The sequence below is a fragment of the Bacillus sp. FSL K6-1284 genome, assembly GCF_038002625.1.
In the GTDB taxonomy this organism is placed as follows: domain Bacteria; phylum Bacillota; class Bacilli; order Bacillales; family Bacillaceae; genus Bacillus; species Bacillus paralicheniformis.
The window spans coordinates 2,332,088-2,347,315 of the sequence record NZ_JBBOCW010000001.1 but is presented as its reverse complement, the minus strand read 5'-3'; the positions used below and the strand labels follow the sequence as shown (position 1 = coordinate 2,347,315).

Sequence of the window (15,228 nt, the reverse complement as noted above, 5' to 3'; positions counted from 1 at the left end):
GTCTTGCGTTATTCGCCTGTATGAATCCAGACGCTTTTTACTTCTGTATAGTTATCCAGAGCGTATGAGCCCATTTCACGTCCGAGTCCCGACTGTTTGTAGCCGCCGAATGGGGATGCGGCGTCAAAGGCATTATAGCAGTTGACCCAAACGGTACCGGCTTGCAGACGGTCGGCGATATAGTGGGCGTTTTTCAAATTTTCCGTCCATACGCCAGCAGCAAGGCCGTATTCGCTGCGATTGGCCCGTTCGATGACTTCATCTACCGTTTCATAAGGGATCGCCGCCAAAACAGGACCAAAGATTTCTTCTTTTGCTATTGTCATCTCGTCTTCGACATTGGTGAATACAGTCGGAGAAACAAAGTATCCCTGCTCATAAGGGCATGTTCCGCCGGCTGCGATTTTCGCACCCTCCTGACGTCCTTTTTCAATATACGAGAGGACGCGTTCGTGCTGTTCTTTGCTGACAAGCGGTCCCATTTGCGTGTCTTCATGAAGGCCCGCACCCTGGCGGAGCGACTTGGAATATGCGGCCATTTCATCGACGACTTTGTCATATTGGTCTTTATGGATGAACACGCGCGATCCCGCACAGCACACTTGGCCTTGATTGAACATGACGCCGGTTAGTGCGCCTGGAATCGCTTTCTTCAGATCGGCGTCAGGGAGGATGATATTCGGCGACTTTCCGCCGAGTTCAAGGGTCACCCGTTTAACCGATTTGGCCGCTTTCTCCATAATTTTTTTGCCGATTTCCGTTGACCCTGTGAATGCCAGTTTGTCGACAAGGGCATGATCGGTCAGAGCTTCTCCGGCCGTCTCACCGAAGCCAGGAATGATGTTGATGACGCCTTTCGGGAAGCCTGCTTCATCGATCAGTTCCGCCAAATACAGAGCGGAAAGCGGCGTTTGTTCCGCCGGTTTTAAGACCACCGTACATCCGGCTGCAAGAGCGGCTCCCATTTTCCACATGGCCATCAGAAGCGGGAAGTTCCAAGGGATAATTTGCCCGACAACTCCGACAGGCTCATGTCGTGTATAGTTAAAATAAGGTCCGTTAACAGGAATCGTCTGTCCGGTTATTTTCGTCGCCCAGCCGGCATAATAGCGCATATGTTCAATTGACAGCGGAATATCGCCTGCGATCGTTTCGCTGATCGGCTTCCCGTTATCCAGCGTTTCAAGCTGAGCCAGTTCCGTTTTGTGTTCCTCCATCAGATCGGCGAGTTTGTACATCAGCCGGCTTCTTTCGGCCGGGTTCATCGTCCGCCACTCACCGCGGTCAAAAGCTTCCCGCGCGGCTTTCACCGCTTTGTCCACATCCTTGGGACCTGCTTCATATAAGGTGGCGAGCGTTTCACCAGTCGCCGGGTTTGGGGTCTCAAACGTTTTGTTTGAGGCGCTGGCTACAAATTCCCCGTTAATATAGAGCTTCTTTGTTCCCTGCAAAAATGACTCCAGCTTTTTACTGACCTGCATTGTTAATGAACTCATGTTTGTCAAACAAACCTCCTTTGAAATTTTGGTCTGTCTTCGGGTGAGTTGTCTTGGTGCTGGTTTGTCTTTTGATTTGGTCATTGCGCGGATGAAAGAGGGATATATTTCTGATTTTGGAACTATACACCACCATTCTATAACAGGGAATGAAACCAAATCAATATCCATGTTCTTTAAAATCACATTCGCCTCCAGATCGCATTGCATTTCGGCGAAAAAACGCTACAATGGAAACTATACACGTATGAAAAAGGAGACATCCGCATGATTCACGAAAAATGGCAGAACAATAACACCATTAAAAAAGTAAAGTGCATACATACCGATGCCAAAAAGTACATCGTCAACAGAGCGCTGACCGTAGGCAACGTATACGAGGTCAAAAACGAAACGGAAGAGTTTCTGTTTATCATCGATAATACAAACAAAGTCGGCGGCTATTACAAAGAGTACTTTGAAGAAGTAAAAGCCTGAATCAATTTGCGCGGGTCATCAACAGCAATGAATGGTAGTTGAACAAACCCCCGCACGCATTCATAAAAAATCGGCTGACTGAATCAGTTGCTTGACCGAAGCAGGAACAGCGCCTGATATGTACATAAAAGGCATAATAGTCAGAAGAGAACCGCAGAGGAAGAACATCCTGCTGCGGTTTTTTGTTCTATCCGTTATCCACCTTTTGATTGGTAGCAAACGAAAAATAAGCTGAAAAAACTGATGAAAAGTTGAAACCTCATGCGTCTGCCGGGCGTATTAATTGATAGTAAAAACAAACATATCGCGTTAAAGAAATGTAATCTGCTCGTAATTGTTTATAAATCAGGGTTATCGTATCCTTATTAGTAACTGACAAGTATACTTTGCCTTGTGCATAAACATAAATTGGATATACAGAAAGAGGGGTTTTGATTGGGCGTTTTTTCAGCAAGCAAGACAGCAGACGGCAAAAAATTTGAACCGCTGCTCATAGAAGGAGAAAAAATTGAATCGGTTTGCAGACTGAGGATAGATCAAATTTGTTTTACGAACAAGCGGATTATTTTTTTTGATAATAAACTGTTTTCCAAAAAGAAAGTCCGCGTCTTTCTGCCATACAGATCGATTGAAGGCTTTGCGATTAGAGAAGTCAGCATGTTCAATCCAGACAGTTCTCTTTCTCTGATGACCAGCAGCAAAATCTTTGACCTGGAATTTACGAAGGATACCGACATGCTTGAAATTCAAGCGCTGTTATCAAAATACTTATGTGCATAAACCGTAAAGGCTGTTCACCGCTTGTCCGCGTCTGAACGGCCTTTTTATTTTGGAAAGGCGGGTTTTTCTCCCACGAAATCGGGAAAGGAAGAAGAAAGGAGGAGGATCAGCCATGCCATTAACACAAAAACAAAAAGACCATCTCTACCATAAATTAATTGACTTAAAACAAAGCCTTTCCCCTGCAGAAGGAACAGATCAGTCGATGGCGGAAGAAACGGGCGAGCTTTCAAACGGAGTTGACAATCATCAGGCTGACCATGCCAGCGTTTATTTTGAACGAATGAGAGAGCAGACCTTCCGGCAGACGGACAGAAATTTATTAAAAGAAGTGGAAGACGCCCTCAAGCGATTGGAAGACGGCACATACGGAATATGTGAAGCAACAGGTCAAGAAATACCATATGAGCGCCTCGAAGCCGTTCCATATGCAAGAAAAACCATGGAGACTCAAGCTGAAACAGAAAAAAGAAATCAAGAGGGGGAAGGATATGACGAGCAATTTACACGGCAAATGAAGGATTTGACAAACAGAGAAACGATGGATCAAAAGCGTTCATATGCTTACGAACGTCTTGATGAGGAGCAGGATTCAAAATAAGCACCCGCAAAAACAGGGTGCTTTTTTTTATGGCTCTGTTTGTTAAAAGAGATGTCCTACAACTGTCGACGGGGAGTCAAGTACTCGACACAATAAAACATTTATCAGTTATCGGAGGTTTAATTGCAGCTATTGATATTCTAGAGAAAAATCCGGACATCCAGGAAAAGTTACACGAAAACGAAAAGTACTTACTTAAGAGACGGCATTCAACAAATAGGACTTAATGTATTACATAGTGAATCACCTATTATTCCAATTATTCTTCCAGATCGCGACACAACTTTACGTTTTGCAGACTCACTTCATCAAGAAGGTGTCTACGTTAACCCAATTCTCCTCTTCGCATACCTGTTTCTAAAGCTACTAAGACGAGCACATGAAATTCTTCCTCTGTGTGTGCTAGTAGATATGTTCTTAGCTTTTGGAAGTCCGTAATGGATAACGCTTTGTTTCGTTTCGATAACTCTTTCCCACGAGGTTTGACAAGTTCTGCGAAATCATTCGTGAGATAACCACGAGCGTAAGCGTCACGAAGTGCCATTTTGACTTTTATTAACAAGCTGCGAGTGGTACTGTGAGAACGCTTCTTTGCGTATTCATCAATTTTTCTTTGCACAACAATGTCATTCATATCTTTTAACTGAATATTTCCGAATAACTTTCTAATAATTCCTGACGCTTCTAGGTATCTTTGAAACGTAGCTTTTTGTATATCATTTTTCTTCACAAGATATATCCAGTGTTAGTTGTTTAAAAGAATCTATGCCTAAGTCAAATCTCTTTGTTTCTTCCATCAATCTGATATAAAAGTCTTTTTTATCACCTTTTTTATCCAATTCCTTGATATATCTCAAATGTCCGCCACAAAATTCCAGCACAGGACATCATTTCCCTTACCGTATCAACGGATTCCATACTATTATTCTCTATTTCCTACCTCCCTGTTAGATATGGGGAGGTAGAATGGTGTCGTTGCTACGCAACGACAAGCACACCGCTTCCACTGTTTTTCATAATTTCTCCATGCACTCACTTCCATTGTGAAAAATGAAGCACTATTTCTATTTATCTCGCTAACCGTTCGTATTCGGTATCTCGGCGCTTATCAATCGCTCTGGAATAGGCTTCCATCATGGCGGTATATAGTAGATTGTTTTTACAATCATTAGTCTACATAACAGCTTTTACGGTCAATACTGCTCGCTGTTTTATCAACTACAATGTTTAGAGACTGCTTGTATGTCTCGCTTGAAACAAGTCATCTTAGGTTTCCATTCATGAATGTAGTAGTTTCAAACTTCTGTATTTAGTTGTATGGGAGTATTTTCAAATAATTCCTTTCAGAGACAGCTTATGAAGTGATTTTTCGCATGTAGAAAGGTTTTAGTATGGCTATTCTCACAAAATAAATATCACGATATGCAATGTTGTTTTTCAAAAAAATAGCTCTTCATACATCGCTCTTTCTCATTTTTATTTTCTCGCTTGCTAAGTTTCTGTCTATATCTTTGTTACGGTTAATATCATATTACGATTTGTATTGGAGTTGTAGGGGGGGGCAAAATAAATCTTTATTTGTTCAATGTTATTATCGCATGATGAGTTGTGATATTGTGTAATATCCTTATCATATCAACTATTAGAGAGGGAGAAAAAAGTATCAAATTCTGCAATGAAATTCTTGCTGCAATAAAATTCTTGCGGACATATTGTCATAGGGGCATAATCGATGTTGAGTGAGAGACAGAACGCCGATAAAGTATAATATCTGGATATAAAACGAAGAAACAATTGCTTGATGGATTGTAGACATTAAAAATCATGTGAAAGCATTGAATATACACCTATCAAAATCTTTTACATTAGCAGAAAAATAAGGAGATTTACATATAATCATGTTTAATATGTAAATTTCTCTATTATGTTTATCAAAGATAAGGTAATAGTTTTTACGTACTGCGCCAGAACTCAATCTATTTTTTTCCATTTTATTAATCTCATTACATATTCAGAAATAACCTTTTCCCCTGTATAATTGGTAGAATGTGTCTGCTTTGAAATGAAAAAATATAGTGGCATCATGATCACAGATAGCGAGTCAATATTTTATTATTGGGGGTTGTCTCATGAGAAGTAAGATGATAATTATAACAATAATCACAGTATTTATGTTGTTTGTTGGATTTAACACCTCAGTCTATGCATTGACAGAGGAAGAGTCTGTTGCAATCCAATCATTATTAGAAGATGCTAGGCGTATATCTGGCACACCGGGCATGTCAGTTTCAATACAATCAAGGGATGATACCTATTTCTTTTCATCCGGCTATGCAAACTCTGAGGAAGGGATTTTGACCAATGAAAACACCATATGGGAGTTAGCCTCCGTCAGCAAAGCTTTTACTGCTTTAGGAATTTTACTTTTGGAAGAGCAGGGATTTTTGTCTATGGACGATTCGGTTGTAGAGTATTTACCTTGGTTCTCATTGCGATATCAGGGACAGCCCGTTGACATGCAGAGTGTTACTTTGAATCATTTCCTTCATCATACTACAGGGTTAATCAATAGGTATCATACTCAGCATATCCCAGAGGGAAATACACCAGATATGTTGCAAAAGACCGTTGAAATGTTAATAGATGCCGAAGTGGTATTTCCACCTGGCGAAAGATATGAATATGGGACGGTAAATTATGATGTGCTGGGCTTGGTGATAGAAACCGTATCGGGACAAAGCTTTGAGGATTTTATGGAAGAACAAGTATTTCGACCACTGGGGTTGTATGAAACTTATGCGAATAGAGGTAAGGTACAAGCGACAGGTCAGTTGGCACAGGGCTATCGTTCCGCTTTTTTCATGACACTGCCATATGATGCACCGGAATTTAGAGGAAACACACCTGCTGGGTATCTGTTTTCGTCCTCTCAAGACATAGCCCGTTGGATGGGAATTCAATTGGGAATTGTTGAAGATATTCCGGAAATCTTTCAAGGGCTGATTGCAAAATCACATGAGGGCAATAGGTCTGTTGCGGCTGTGGATGGACTGTACTATGGGGCGGGGTGGGTCGTGAATGCAGATCAGACATTCAGCCAACACGCAGGTGGTAATCCAACGTTTGCAACAAATATATTCTTATTCCCAGAAGAACAGCTAGGTATCTCTCTATTATCCAATAGTGCCAGTACAAATATTGACATGTTATATAATATTAAGGATATTTTAGACGGGAATATCTCCCAAAGCTATCAAATGAGTTTGATGCAGATTTCGGATATCGCCCTATCTTCCGCTACAATTGCTCTAACATTACTAGCAATTCTATTTTTCTTTTTAGGGGTGCGTAGAAAGAAACAGAATAGGAAATTACCGTTAACGAAAAAGAGATTGACACTCATAGCTTTTTGGCTTGTGACTACAATTTTTATAGGTATCCTATGCATAATCCTCCCCACAATATTTGGGGCTAGTTGGAGGTCATTTCTAGTTTGGCAAACGTATAGTTATCTAACCGCACTGATTGCGTTGTTTTTACTAAGTGCAAGTATCACTTGGTTTGTATATTGTTATCGCTATAAATGTTCCTAATGAGATGTGCCATTGTAACCTAAACGAAAACTTTTTTATTTGCTTCGCAGCATATTCCGACCACGCATAAATATGCTACATAATATAATATTTTATGCTTGAACTTAAATAATGTTGTATTATCCGAACGAAAGTTCTTGCTGATATGAGCAATCGTTTGTTTTTTATCAAATATGAACAGGGCTTTTTTGATAGAAACATATTTTGGCATCAAAATAAATGAGTTGACTTTCTATTTAAAAGAAAGTAACATACTATTTGTAAGTAAATATTGAAACGTTAGCACGGGAGGAAAATAGAATGTCTAAAGTATTGTTTGTTAAAGCTAATGACCGTACTGCTGAAGAAGCTGTATCTGTAAAACTTTATGATGCGTTTCTTAACAGCTATAAAGAAAATCATCCAAACGATGAAATTGTAGAGCTTGATCTTTACAAAGAAAACCCGCCGTACCTGGGCAGAAATGCTATTAACGGGACATTTAAAGCAGGAAAAGGCATGGAATTGAACGAGGAAGAAAAAGCAGCTGCAGCTGTAGCGGACCGTTACTTGGACGAATTCGTCAAAGCCGATAAAGTTGTTTTTGCTTTCCCATTGTGGAACTTTGCTGTTCCAGCTGTACTTCACACTTATGTGGACTACTTGTCCCGCGCAGGAGTGACGTTTACATACACTCCTGAAGGACCTAAAGGCCTGATGGGAGACAAGAAAGTTGCTCTGTTAAATGCCAGAGGAGGCTTCTATTCTGAAGGACCGATGGCTGCAATGGAAATGTCATTGAACTACATGAAAACCGTCATGGGCTTCTTCGGTGTTCAAGACCTGCATACCGTTGTCATCGAAGGACACAACGCTGTTCCTGACGACGCTCAAAAAATCATCGAAAACGGCTTAGCAGAAGCTAAAAAGCTTGCAGCATCATTTTAATTGTGAAACCCTTGTTCCAAAAGCGGAACAAGGGTTTTTTATTTATGTCGGCTGCTTCACGCTTAATAAATAATAAACATAGTCCGTCGGCACACCCGCTTCACCCATTTGCCTCAGCATCGCTGAAATGTTGCCTCTGTGGTACGTGCCGTGATTGACCACGTGATGAAGGAGTTCGCTAACAGGCGTTTTGATTTCGCCGAATGCCGGATGTGCAATCGTGATTTCACCATCGGGGTCTTCAAGATTTTCAAAAAACGTTTCATATTGAAGCGCCGTGTCTTGAAAAATGGAGACGAAGTCATCAATCTTTTTTCCCTTTAACATTTCTTTCAGCCGCATGCCGGTTTCCTTTGCTTCCTCGTAAGCGGCTCCGGATATTACTTTCAGCCACAAGGCGTCAGCCACGCACATATGGGTAACAACCTCAGATACAGATTGAAAAACGCTTTCGATTTCCCGGGTGAACAGCTCTTCAGGCAGGCTTTTCAGGTGGCTGAGCACCCTTTGATTCGCCCAGTTGTGATAATCTAAATGCTTTAGTGCGCGATGTGTCATATTTTTAGCCCTCCTCACTTTTTTATTATCAATTCGTGAAAAAGACCGATATTCCTTTAAACGAGGAAAAAAATACCTCGGGGCATAAAGAGTAAAAAACCTGCCGATCGGCAGGTTGTCGTGCTTAGTCTTCGTCCTGTTTTTTAGATGGGGTAACCGGGTAAAGTTCTTCCGATGCTTCACTTTGATACTGCAATGAGCCTGGCTTTTCCCGTTTTTCGTTTTCCGTTTCGCCCAAAACGTTGGCTTCCATATAGCGGTGGAAGAAATATTCGAACACTGTGACGCCGATTGCTGACACGATTGAAGCGGCAGCAAGCGAACCATACGGCGGATTATTTTGCATGGCGAGAATCGCCCAGATCAATACGAGGGAAAGGCCAAAGTCTCCCATTGTTGCAGTTGTATTGTTTGTTCTCGGCAGAAGAAGAAGATCTCCGATCAGATAGGAGATCACACCTAAAAACAATGTCAAAACAAACATTTCGCCAAATGGAACGCCAAAAAACAGAGTTAGCACCACATATAAGAGGACAAGGCTCACAATAAATTTTAAACACAATGCTCTTACATGCTTCATTTCGTTTCCACACCTTTCAGCTTATTTTAAAGCATTCCTGTTTTGTTGCTGTTTATTGCTTTTGTTATCCTGCTGGAATGCGCTTTCTGTTTCGTGGTCGTTTTTCAGCTGCTCGAGGCTGCTGTTTTGAATGCCTTTCTTCTGCATGGTCTCACCACCTTTTTCACTATATTTTGGATTGTTTTTGATTTCTTATACATACCACGAAAAAAGCAAAAAAGAGGGTTATCCCTCTTCCTGAAAGCCTGTCATTTTTTTCTCAGTCCTGCCGCGTATGCAGGGCCCATCCCGGTTATTTTTGATAAAATGAGCGCCATATCATGCGGCGTCTCTTTCATGCCGTTTTCCAGCCATTGCTGCATGACGCTGATAAGAGCGCCGGTTATATAGGAAATCAAGTAGTCTTCCGGTACGATCGGATCCGCCTTGATCGCTTTTTTCAGCCGTTTTAAATTGATGCTCAAAACCGATTTGAATTTCAAACGGAAAGAACCCGGGCCTTTCGGGCCTAAAATTGCCTTCATAAAAACCTCGTTTTCTCTTATATATTGAAAAATATCGACGACAAACGTTAGCGGATGATCAATCACATCCTGATTTAATATGTCCATTGAGTGAATCGAGCGTTTAGCAATGTTACTGATCTCTTGGATAATTTCCTCCTCGCTTTGCTCCAGCAAATCGTATTTATCTTCGTAATGCAAGTAAAACGTGCCGCGGTTAATATCGGCTTTCGTTGTAATGTCCGTGACGGATATCTCTTCAAACGTTTTATTTTTCATCAGTTCAGAAAGTGCGTCTCTAATCATTTTTTTCGTGCGCTTTACCCTGCGGTCTTTTTTTTGTCCAGTCATACAAATCCTCCTGAGGTCCATGAAAATCAACAATGTCCATGTTTGTGTTGAGAACTTAACATTTGCTGATTGATTGTTCATTGCATTCGCCTTTTGTGCAATTATAATAAACATGATGAATATTAATCAACACAGTGTTCAATATTTGTGTATGAAAAAGCATGCCTCATAAGACAAAGTGTGTTGAAAGTCCGGCCAGGGCAAAATCAATCGTCCAAAATGAGGCGTGGAATTTCAAAAAGCGGCTCTAAGGAGAGGATAGAATGGAGAAATATGTGCTGTATTTCAATGAAATCGATCAATTTGCTTTGCCCTATGTCGGCGGAAAGGGGGCGAACCTCGGGGAAATGACAAAAGCGGGTTTTCCCGTTCCCGAGGGGTTTTGCATATCAACTGCCGCCTATCGCGCGTTCATACAAACAAGCGGCATCATCGACAGCCTGCTCGACCAGCTTGGACAGCTCAAGCATGATGATCTGGAACAGATTCGGATTGCGGGGAAGCAGATTCGCGAGCATCTTGCCCAGATTCCCATACCTGACGAGATCAAATCGGCGATACTGGAAGGCGTTGATACGACCGGCAAAGATAAAGCCTATGCTGTCCGCTCCAGTGCTACGGCAGAAGACCTGCCGACAGCTTCATTTGCGGGGCAGCAGGATACCTTTTTGAATGTCTGCGGAAAAGATCAGCTTCTTGATGCGGTAAAACAATGCTGGTCCTCTCTGTTTACGGACAGGGCGATTTCCTACCGCGCGAAAAACGGTTTCGATCACCGCTCTGTTTTTCTTGCAGTTGTCGTGCAAGAGATGGTTTTTCCCGAGGTGTCCGGTATTATGTTCACTGCGGACCCGATCACGGGGCACCGCAAAACGGTTTCCATCGATGCCAGCTTCGGCTTGGGTGAAGCGTTGGTGTCCGGAATTGTGAGCGCTGATCTGTATCAGGTTCAGTCAGGTGAAATCGTCAAAAAACAACTTTCGAAGAAGGAATCGGCCATTTACTCCGTTCCAGAAGGAGGAACCGTTCAGAAAACCCTCTCTCCGGAAGAACAACAAACACAGGCTTTGCCGGATCCAAAAATCGTCGAATTGGCAGAACTGGGGCGCAGAATCGAGGCTCACTACGGTAAGGAACAGGATATAGAATGGGCTTTTGCCGGCGGCAGCTTTTACATTCTTCAAAGCCGGCCGATCACATCCCTATACCCGGCCGTACACGTTTTTGATGATAAGCCGCATGTATTGATTAATTTTGGCTATATCCAAATGATGACCGATCCAATGAAACCATTGGGTGTATCGGTGATCAGCCAAGTTCTCCGATTTTTAAAAAAAGACCCTTCGGCACAGCCGATTCTTCGCGAAGCGGGAGGAAGAGTGTTCGCCGATATTACGGGTGCTCTTTCCCTCAGATTCGCCCGAAGCCGGCTGCTTAAAGTATTAAATGGTATGGATCAGCTGATGGCATCTGCTGTATCGGAGGCAGTCAAGCGCAAAGAACAACAGCTTAATTCCATTTCGATAAAAGGCATGTTTCATATTGCCGGGAGATTGATGCCGATTTTGATTCCGGCAGCATTAAAGGTTGTCGGAATCCTGCTGATGAAAAACCCCGATAAAGCCGAGAAAAAAGCGGAATTGATCATTGAAGCGATCGTGACGGACACCGAGGAGAAGCTTAGCCGGACTTCCGGTGCTGAGACGATCCGCGTCATCCAAAAAGGAATGGAAAGGATGTTCCAAGACGTGCTTTCAAAAGTCGCTGTATATGTCTTCAGCGGAATGATTGCAGCCGGAGCGCTCGAAAAAAAGCTGAAAAAAAAGCTGGGGGACGAAAAAAGCGCTATTTTACTGGGAAAATTGTATAAATCCCTGCCTCATAATGTCACAACGGAAATGGGTCTTGAGTTGGGGGATCTTTCCGATCAAGCGAGGAAGTATCCTGAAGTCATTGACTATTTCAAGCGTGCAGACAGCGAAAACTTTATGGAAGAATTGCTCAAAATCCCCGGCGGCGCCGAATTGAAGTCGAGTTTAGATGGTTATCTCAAAAAGTACGGGATGCGGTGCGTGGGAGAAATCGATATGACAAGGCCAAGATGGGCAGAGGCTCCGGTTCAGCTCGTTCCGTCCATACTCAGCCATATTCGGACGACTGCCCAAGGGGAACACAGGAGGAAATTTAAACAAGGCGAAATGGAAGCGGAAGAAGCAAAAAAGGAAATCATCTCTCAATTTCGTTTCACGGAAAAAAAGAGAATCTCCCGGCTCGTTCATATGTATCGAAGCCTGATGGGAATGCGGGAGCATCATAAATTTACACTTGTAAAATTGATGTTTTTATACAAAAAAGCCATTCTTAAAGAAGCCCGCCACCTCGTTGAAAAAGGAATCCTCAATTGTGAAGACGATGTTTTTTACTTGACGCTTGAAGAGCTTATCGCGCTATTGGAGAATCGCAGCATCGGGAATATTCCGGAATGGTTAACAGACAGAAAACGGCAGCATATGTCCAATCAAAAGCTCACATCCCCCCGCGTGATGACAAGTGAAGGGGAGATCATCACAGGGAGGCTGCGAAATGCAAAAAGTCCCGAAGGAGCTCTCACAGGGACACCGGTTTCTGCGGGCATCATTGAAGGGACCGCCAGAGTTGTGAAGAGCCCTGAAGACGCGAAGCTGAATCAAGGGGACATCTTAGTGGCGCCGTATACTGATCCGGGCTGGACTCCGCTTTTTACTTCAGCGGTTGGACTGATTACGGAGGTGGGCGGCATGATGACTCATGGTTCAGTAGTGGCAAGGGAATACGGCATTCCTGCGGTCGTCGGAATTGACAAAGCGACAGACATCATAGAAGACGGCGCCTACATCCGAATCGACGGAACAAACGGGTTTGTTCAAATATTGAACAGTGACGGCTCATGAGCGCTTATATTGATGTTTGATGCTTATACCTGATATAATAAAAACAGAACAAGAGTTCGGTTTGATTCTCAAGGTGAGCAAAGCGTTGAGAGCTTTCAATGAACAAAGCAGATTCATGAAAGAAGAAGCCAGTCAAACCAATGAAAATGAAGGAGAAATGGATGTCGCAAAATGGAATTGTTTTAGTAGCCAGTGTATCAATCTTACGGGATGATAAAGTCTTGATGATAAAAGAGAATAAGCCTACCGCCGTTCATAAGTGGAACTTTCCGGGTGGACGTATCGAATATGGAGAGGACATTCTCCATTCAGCTCGAAGAGAAGTTAAAGAGGAAACTGGATTGGACGTAAAACTGATTGCGGCTGCTGGTGTATATAATTTTATCAGCAGGACGAAGAATCAAGTTATTTTATTTCATTTTATTGGTGAAGTTACCGGAGGTTCTATCAAGCTCGAAGAAGATGAAATTTCAGACTGCAAGTGATAAAAGTAAGTGACCTTGTAACATTTGAGAACGAAGACTTACGAGAACCAAATGTAATAAAGCAAATCATTGATAACCTATTAAAAGAGAATGTACACTCAATGAGTGTGTATAATGAGCAACTGATTCAATAGTTCTTATCCAGCTAACAGAGACGTTAGTTGAACAAGTATAGAGGAAACCCTAATCATAGGATTTCCTCTATTTTCATGCAATATCAACATTAAAATTCAACAGAGCCTAAATCAAAAAAGCCAGCCTCTTAAAAAGGCTGACGAAGTCGTTCTTACCAGCTTGCTTTTTTAACGCCGGGGATATGCCCTTTGTAAGCAAGCTCACGGAAGCAGATGCGGCACAATTTAAACTTCCGAATCACGGAATGCGGTCTGCCGCAGCGTTCACAGCGGGTGTACTCTCTGACTTTGAACTTTTGTTCCCGTTTTTGTTTGACAATCATTGAAGTCTTGGCCATCTTTTTACCTCCTTCATTTTAAATTCATCGATTTATATAAATAAAAATAGAATTTATTTCTGTAAACAATTTATTATAACATTTAAAATATCATTTGTAAATAAATTCAAAAGACTCGCTTTGCAGATAAAAAGCGAAAATGAATCTCATTGATTAAAGCAATTAAACGATCCCGTTTCTCCTTAAAAAGCGGCATATTCTATCAAAAAAGACCCACGCCCATCGATTGACTGATCTGCCATCCCTAAGATCGATGTGTCCGCTTTGCTCGATCTGATGATTTGGATTGAGCGGAAAATAACCGATTTGCATCATTACGAAGCAGCGGGAAATTTGTATACTGGCTTCAAAGAAAGGGGGGAGGATAGAGAACAACGGTATTTAGATTTTTGTCTCATTGTCTGGCACTCCACTATACAATGAAACGAAGGAAGAATCTAACACAGCAAGAAAGCGCTGCAGAATTTGACAGTCTTGTGATTCGACTCCAGCCAAAGAAACAAATCACTTCGATTCCGTAACACCAGCTCCCGCTCTAGATCAAGCTTGAAAACGAATCACGGAATGCAGGGCTGTTCATTTTCACATGAACCTCGATGTTCTAGGGGTGACATTGCCGCTGTGTCCTTGAAAGCGGCGCCGACGGCGGAAATGGTAAACGCGTCAAATGTTATAAGCGGTAAAATCGGGAAAAGGTGTGCCGGCTGCACACCTTTTTTTCAGCGGCTACCTTTGGCTGACCGCTATTTTAAGCCCGATCAAAGCGAATAAAGACCCTTCCAGCAAATGAACTTTTTTGGCGGCTTGCGGACTTCTGCGCAGCCGGTCTCCGACTTTTTCCGCAAACAGGCTGATCATCACAAAGATCACAAACGCTTGAATTAAAAATAACATGCCGTAAACGAGCATTTGCGTTGTCACGCTGAAGGTGCCGGGATGAATAAATTGCGGAAGAAAGGCAAGGAAGAACAATGAGACCTTCGGGTTTAATAGATTCATCACAACGCCTTTTTGGTATAAAGCCCTGCGGTTCAATGAATCTTTAGCTTCAAGATTGAAACCAGCACTTTTTCGCCGGAAAGACTGGTAAGCTAAAAACAACAGATAGGCTGCACCTGCATATTTCACGATCGAGAAGGCGACAGCTGATTGATAGATCGCAGCAGAAATACCTGCTGCAGCAGCTGTGATATGGACGACTAACCCTGTGCATAGCCCGCATGCGGTTGCTGTACCTGCCGATTTTCCCTTTGAGATGCTCTGTGCCAAAACGAACAAGTTGTCAGGGCCCGGCATAAGTGTAAGCAGTACAGCCGCACCTAAAAAAGAAACGATCGATATCACATCCATCTGTCCAACTCCATTTTCATTAGTATTTTTTTATTATACTATCAGAGAAACTCTTTTTTGAGTGAAAAGGCGGGGAAAATGGACGGTTTTTTAGTTTCTTGTATTAGTACAAGTTTGTGCTAATC

Annotated in this window: 15 protein-coding genes and 1 pseudogene; 8 read left to right on the top strand and 8 right to left on the bottom strand. The window is 42.4% G+C overall.

Features of this window, described 5'->3' with window-relative positions; all coding sequences use genetic code 11:
- Positions 1-8: 8 nt before the first annotated feature.
- The gene (locus MHB72_RS11995; RefSeq protein WP_216920237.1) at positions 9-1,496 is read right to left on the bottom strand and encodes an aldehyde dehydrogenase family protein; all 1,488 of its coding nucleotides are present in this window, start codon (positions 1,494-1,496) and stop codon (positions 9-11) included.
- A gap of 267 nt (positions 1,497-1,763) precedes the next feature.
- On the opposite strand from MHB72_RS11995, the gene MHB72_RS11990 reads away from it, so the two are divergent.
- From MHB72_RS11990 to MHB72_RS22910, 4 genes are all read left to right on the top strand, one after another.
- Positions 1,764-1,973, top strand: a complete 210-nt coding sequence (locus tag MHB72_RS11990) for a DUF6501 family protein (protein WP_020451809.1) — start codon at positions 1,764-1,766, stop codon at positions 1,971-1,973.
- 435 nt (positions 1,974-2,408) lie between these two features.
- Complete coding sequence (locus MHB72_RS11985; protein WP_020451808.1) at positions 2,409-2,753, top strand: PH domain-containing protein; 345 nt, start codon at positions 2,409-2,411, stop codon at positions 2,751-2,753.
- A 112-nt stretch (positions 2,754-2,865) separates the two neighbouring features.
- Complete coding sequence (locus tag MHB72_RS11980) at positions 2,866-3,354, top strand: TraR/DksA family transcriptional regulator (RefSeq protein ID WP_195258131.1); 489 nt, start codon at positions 2,866-2,868, stop codon at positions 3,352-3,354.
- 150 nt (positions 3,355-3,504) lie between these two features.
- Positions 3,505-3,792, top strand: a complete 288-nt coding sequence (locus MHB72_RS22910; protein WP_154996755.1) for an aminotransferase class I/II-fold pyridoxal phosphate-dependent enzyme — start codon at positions 3,505-3,507, stop codon at positions 3,790-3,792.
- Here MHB72_RS22910 and MHB72_RS11975 read toward each other — a convergent pair.
- On the bottom strand, positions 3,680-4,084 hold the full coding sequence (locus MHB72_RS11975) for a hypothetical protein (protein WP_182070520.1): 405 nt from the start codon (positions 4,082-4,084) through the stop codon (positions 3,680-3,682). The two genes, MHB72_RS22910 and MHB72_RS11975, sit on opposite strands and share 113 nt — an antisense overlap.
- A gap of 1,399 nt (positions 4,085-5,483) precedes the next feature.
- Between MHB72_RS11975 and MHB72_RS11970 the strand changes: the two genes are divergently transcribed.
- The gene (locus tag MHB72_RS11970; protein ID WP_216920238.1) at positions 5,484-6,947 is read left to right on the top strand and encodes a serine hydrolase domain-containing protein; all 1,464 of its coding nucleotides are present in this window, start codon (positions 5,484-5,486) and stop codon (positions 6,945-6,947) included.
- A 300-nt stretch (positions 6,948-7,247) separates the two neighbouring features.
- Positions 7,248-7,874, top strand: coding sequence for an FMN-dependent NADH-azoreductase (locus tag MHB72_RS11965; protein WP_020451803.1), 627 nt, complete (start codon positions 7,248-7,250; stop codon positions 7,872-7,874).
- 42 nt (positions 7,875-7,916) lie between these two features.
- On the opposite strand, the gene MHB72_RS11960 is transcribed toward MHB72_RS11965, so the two are convergent.
- The 4 genes from MHB72_RS11960 to MHB72_RS11945 all read right to left on the bottom strand — a co-directional run bounded on the left by MHB72_RS11960 (position 7,917) and on the right by MHB72_RS11945 (position 9,866).
- Entirely contained in the window at positions 7,917-8,432 is a 516-nt protein-coding gene (locus MHB72_RS11960) for a DinB family protein (protein ID WP_216920239.1), read from the bottom strand.
- Positions 8,433-8,556: 124 nt separating this feature from the next.
- On the bottom strand, positions 8,557-9,012 hold the full coding sequence (locus MHB72_RS11955; RefSeq protein ID WP_020451801.1) for a YndM family protein: 456 nt from the start codon (positions 9,010-9,012) through the stop codon (positions 8,557-8,559).
- Between the two features lie 21 nt (positions 9,013-9,033).
- Positions 9,034-9,159, bottom strand: a complete 126-nt coding sequence (locus tag MHB72_RS11950) for a hypothetical protein (RefSeq protein ID WP_020451800.1) — start codon at positions 9,157-9,159, stop codon at positions 9,034-9,036.
- A 101-nt stretch (positions 9,160-9,260) separates the two neighbouring features.
- Positions 9,261-9,866 (bottom strand): TetR/AcrR family transcriptional regulator, encoded by a 606-nt coding sequence (locus MHB72_RS11945; RefSeq protein WP_128823610.1) that lies wholly within the window; start codon positions 9,864-9,866, stop codon positions 9,261-9,263.
- Positions 9,867-10,129: 263 nt separating this feature from the next.
- On the opposite strand from MHB72_RS11945, the gene MHB72_RS11940 reads away from it, so the two are divergent.
- Together MHB72_RS11940 and MHB72_RS11935 are read left to right on the top strand one after the other, a co-directional pair.
- Complete coding sequence (locus MHB72_RS11940; RefSeq protein ID WP_105978777.1) at positions 10,130-12,796, top strand: phosphoenolpyruvate synthase; 2,667 nt, start codon at positions 10,130-10,132, stop codon at positions 12,794-12,796.
- A gap of 161 nt (positions 12,797-12,957) precedes the next feature.
- Positions 12,958-13,415, top strand: a pseudogene (locus tag MHB72_RS11935) (NUDIX hydrolase).
- 152 nt (positions 13,416-13,567) lie between these two features.
- On the opposite strand, the gene MHB72_RS11930 reads toward MHB72_RS11935, so the two are convergent.
- Positions 13,568-13,753: a type Z 30S ribosomal protein S14 gene (locus MHB72_RS11930; RefSeq protein WP_003182651.1), complete on the bottom strand. Its 186-nt coding sequence runs from the start codon at positions 13,751-13,753 to the stop codon at positions 13,568-13,570.
- A gap of 726 nt (positions 13,754-14,479) precedes the next feature.
- Positions 14,480-15,103, bottom strand: a complete 624-nt coding sequence (locus MHB72_RS11925) for a LysE family translocator (RefSeq protein ID WP_020451796.1) — start codon at positions 15,101-15,103, stop codon at positions 14,480-14,482.
- Positions 15,104-15,228 lie beyond the last annotated feature (125 nt).

Excerpts from the sequence above, each read along its gene's own strand:
- MHB72_RS11995 (WP_216920237.1), bottom strand. The coding sequence starts at position 1,496 with ATGAGTTCATTAACAATGCAGGTCAGTAAAAAGCTGGAGTCATTTTTG.
- MHB72_RS11990 (WP_020451809.1), top strand. The coding sequence starts at position 1,764 with ATGATTCACGAAAAATGGCAGAACAATAACACCATTAAAAAAGTAAAG.
- MHB72_RS11980 (WP_195258131.1), top strand. The coding sequence starts at position 2,866 with ATGCCATTAACACAAAAACAAAAAGACCATCTCTACCATAAATTAATT.
- MHB72_RS11970 (WP_216920238.1), top strand. The coding sequence starts at position 5,484 with ATGAGAAGTAAGATGATAATTATAACAATAATCACAGTATTTATGTTG.
- MHB72_RS11965 (WP_020451803.1), top strand. The coding sequence starts at position 7,248 with ATGTCTAAAGTATTGTTTGTTAAAGCTAATGACCGTACTGCTGAAGAA.
- MHB72_RS11960 (WP_216920239.1), bottom strand. The coding sequence starts at position 8,432 with ATGACACATCGCGCACTAAAGCATTTAGATTATCACAACTGGGCGAAT.
- MHB72_RS11955 (WP_020451801.1), bottom strand. The coding sequence starts at position 9,012 with ATGAAGCATGTAAGAGCATTGTGTTTAAAATTTATTGTGAGCCTTGTC.
- MHB72_RS11950 (WP_020451800.1), bottom strand. The coding sequence starts at position 9,159 with ATGCAGAAGAAAGGCATTCAAAACAGCAGCCTCGAGCAGCTGAAAAAC.
- MHB72_RS11945 (WP_128823610.1), bottom strand. The coding sequence starts at position 9,866 with ATGACTGGACAAAAAAAAGACCGCAGGGTAAAGCGCACGAAAAAAATG.
- MHB72_RS11940 (WP_105978777.1), top strand. The coding sequence starts at position 10,130 with ATGGAGAAATATGTGCTGTATTTCAATGAAATCGATCAATTTGCTTTG.
- MHB72_RS11930 (WP_003182651.1), bottom strand. The coding sequence starts at position 13,753 with ATGGCCAAGACTTCAATGATTGTCAAACAAAAACGGGAACAAAAGTTC.
- MHB72_RS11925 (WP_020451796.1), bottom strand. The coding sequence starts at position 15,103 with ATGGATGTGATATCGATCGTTTCTTTTTTAGGTGCGGCTGTACTGCTT.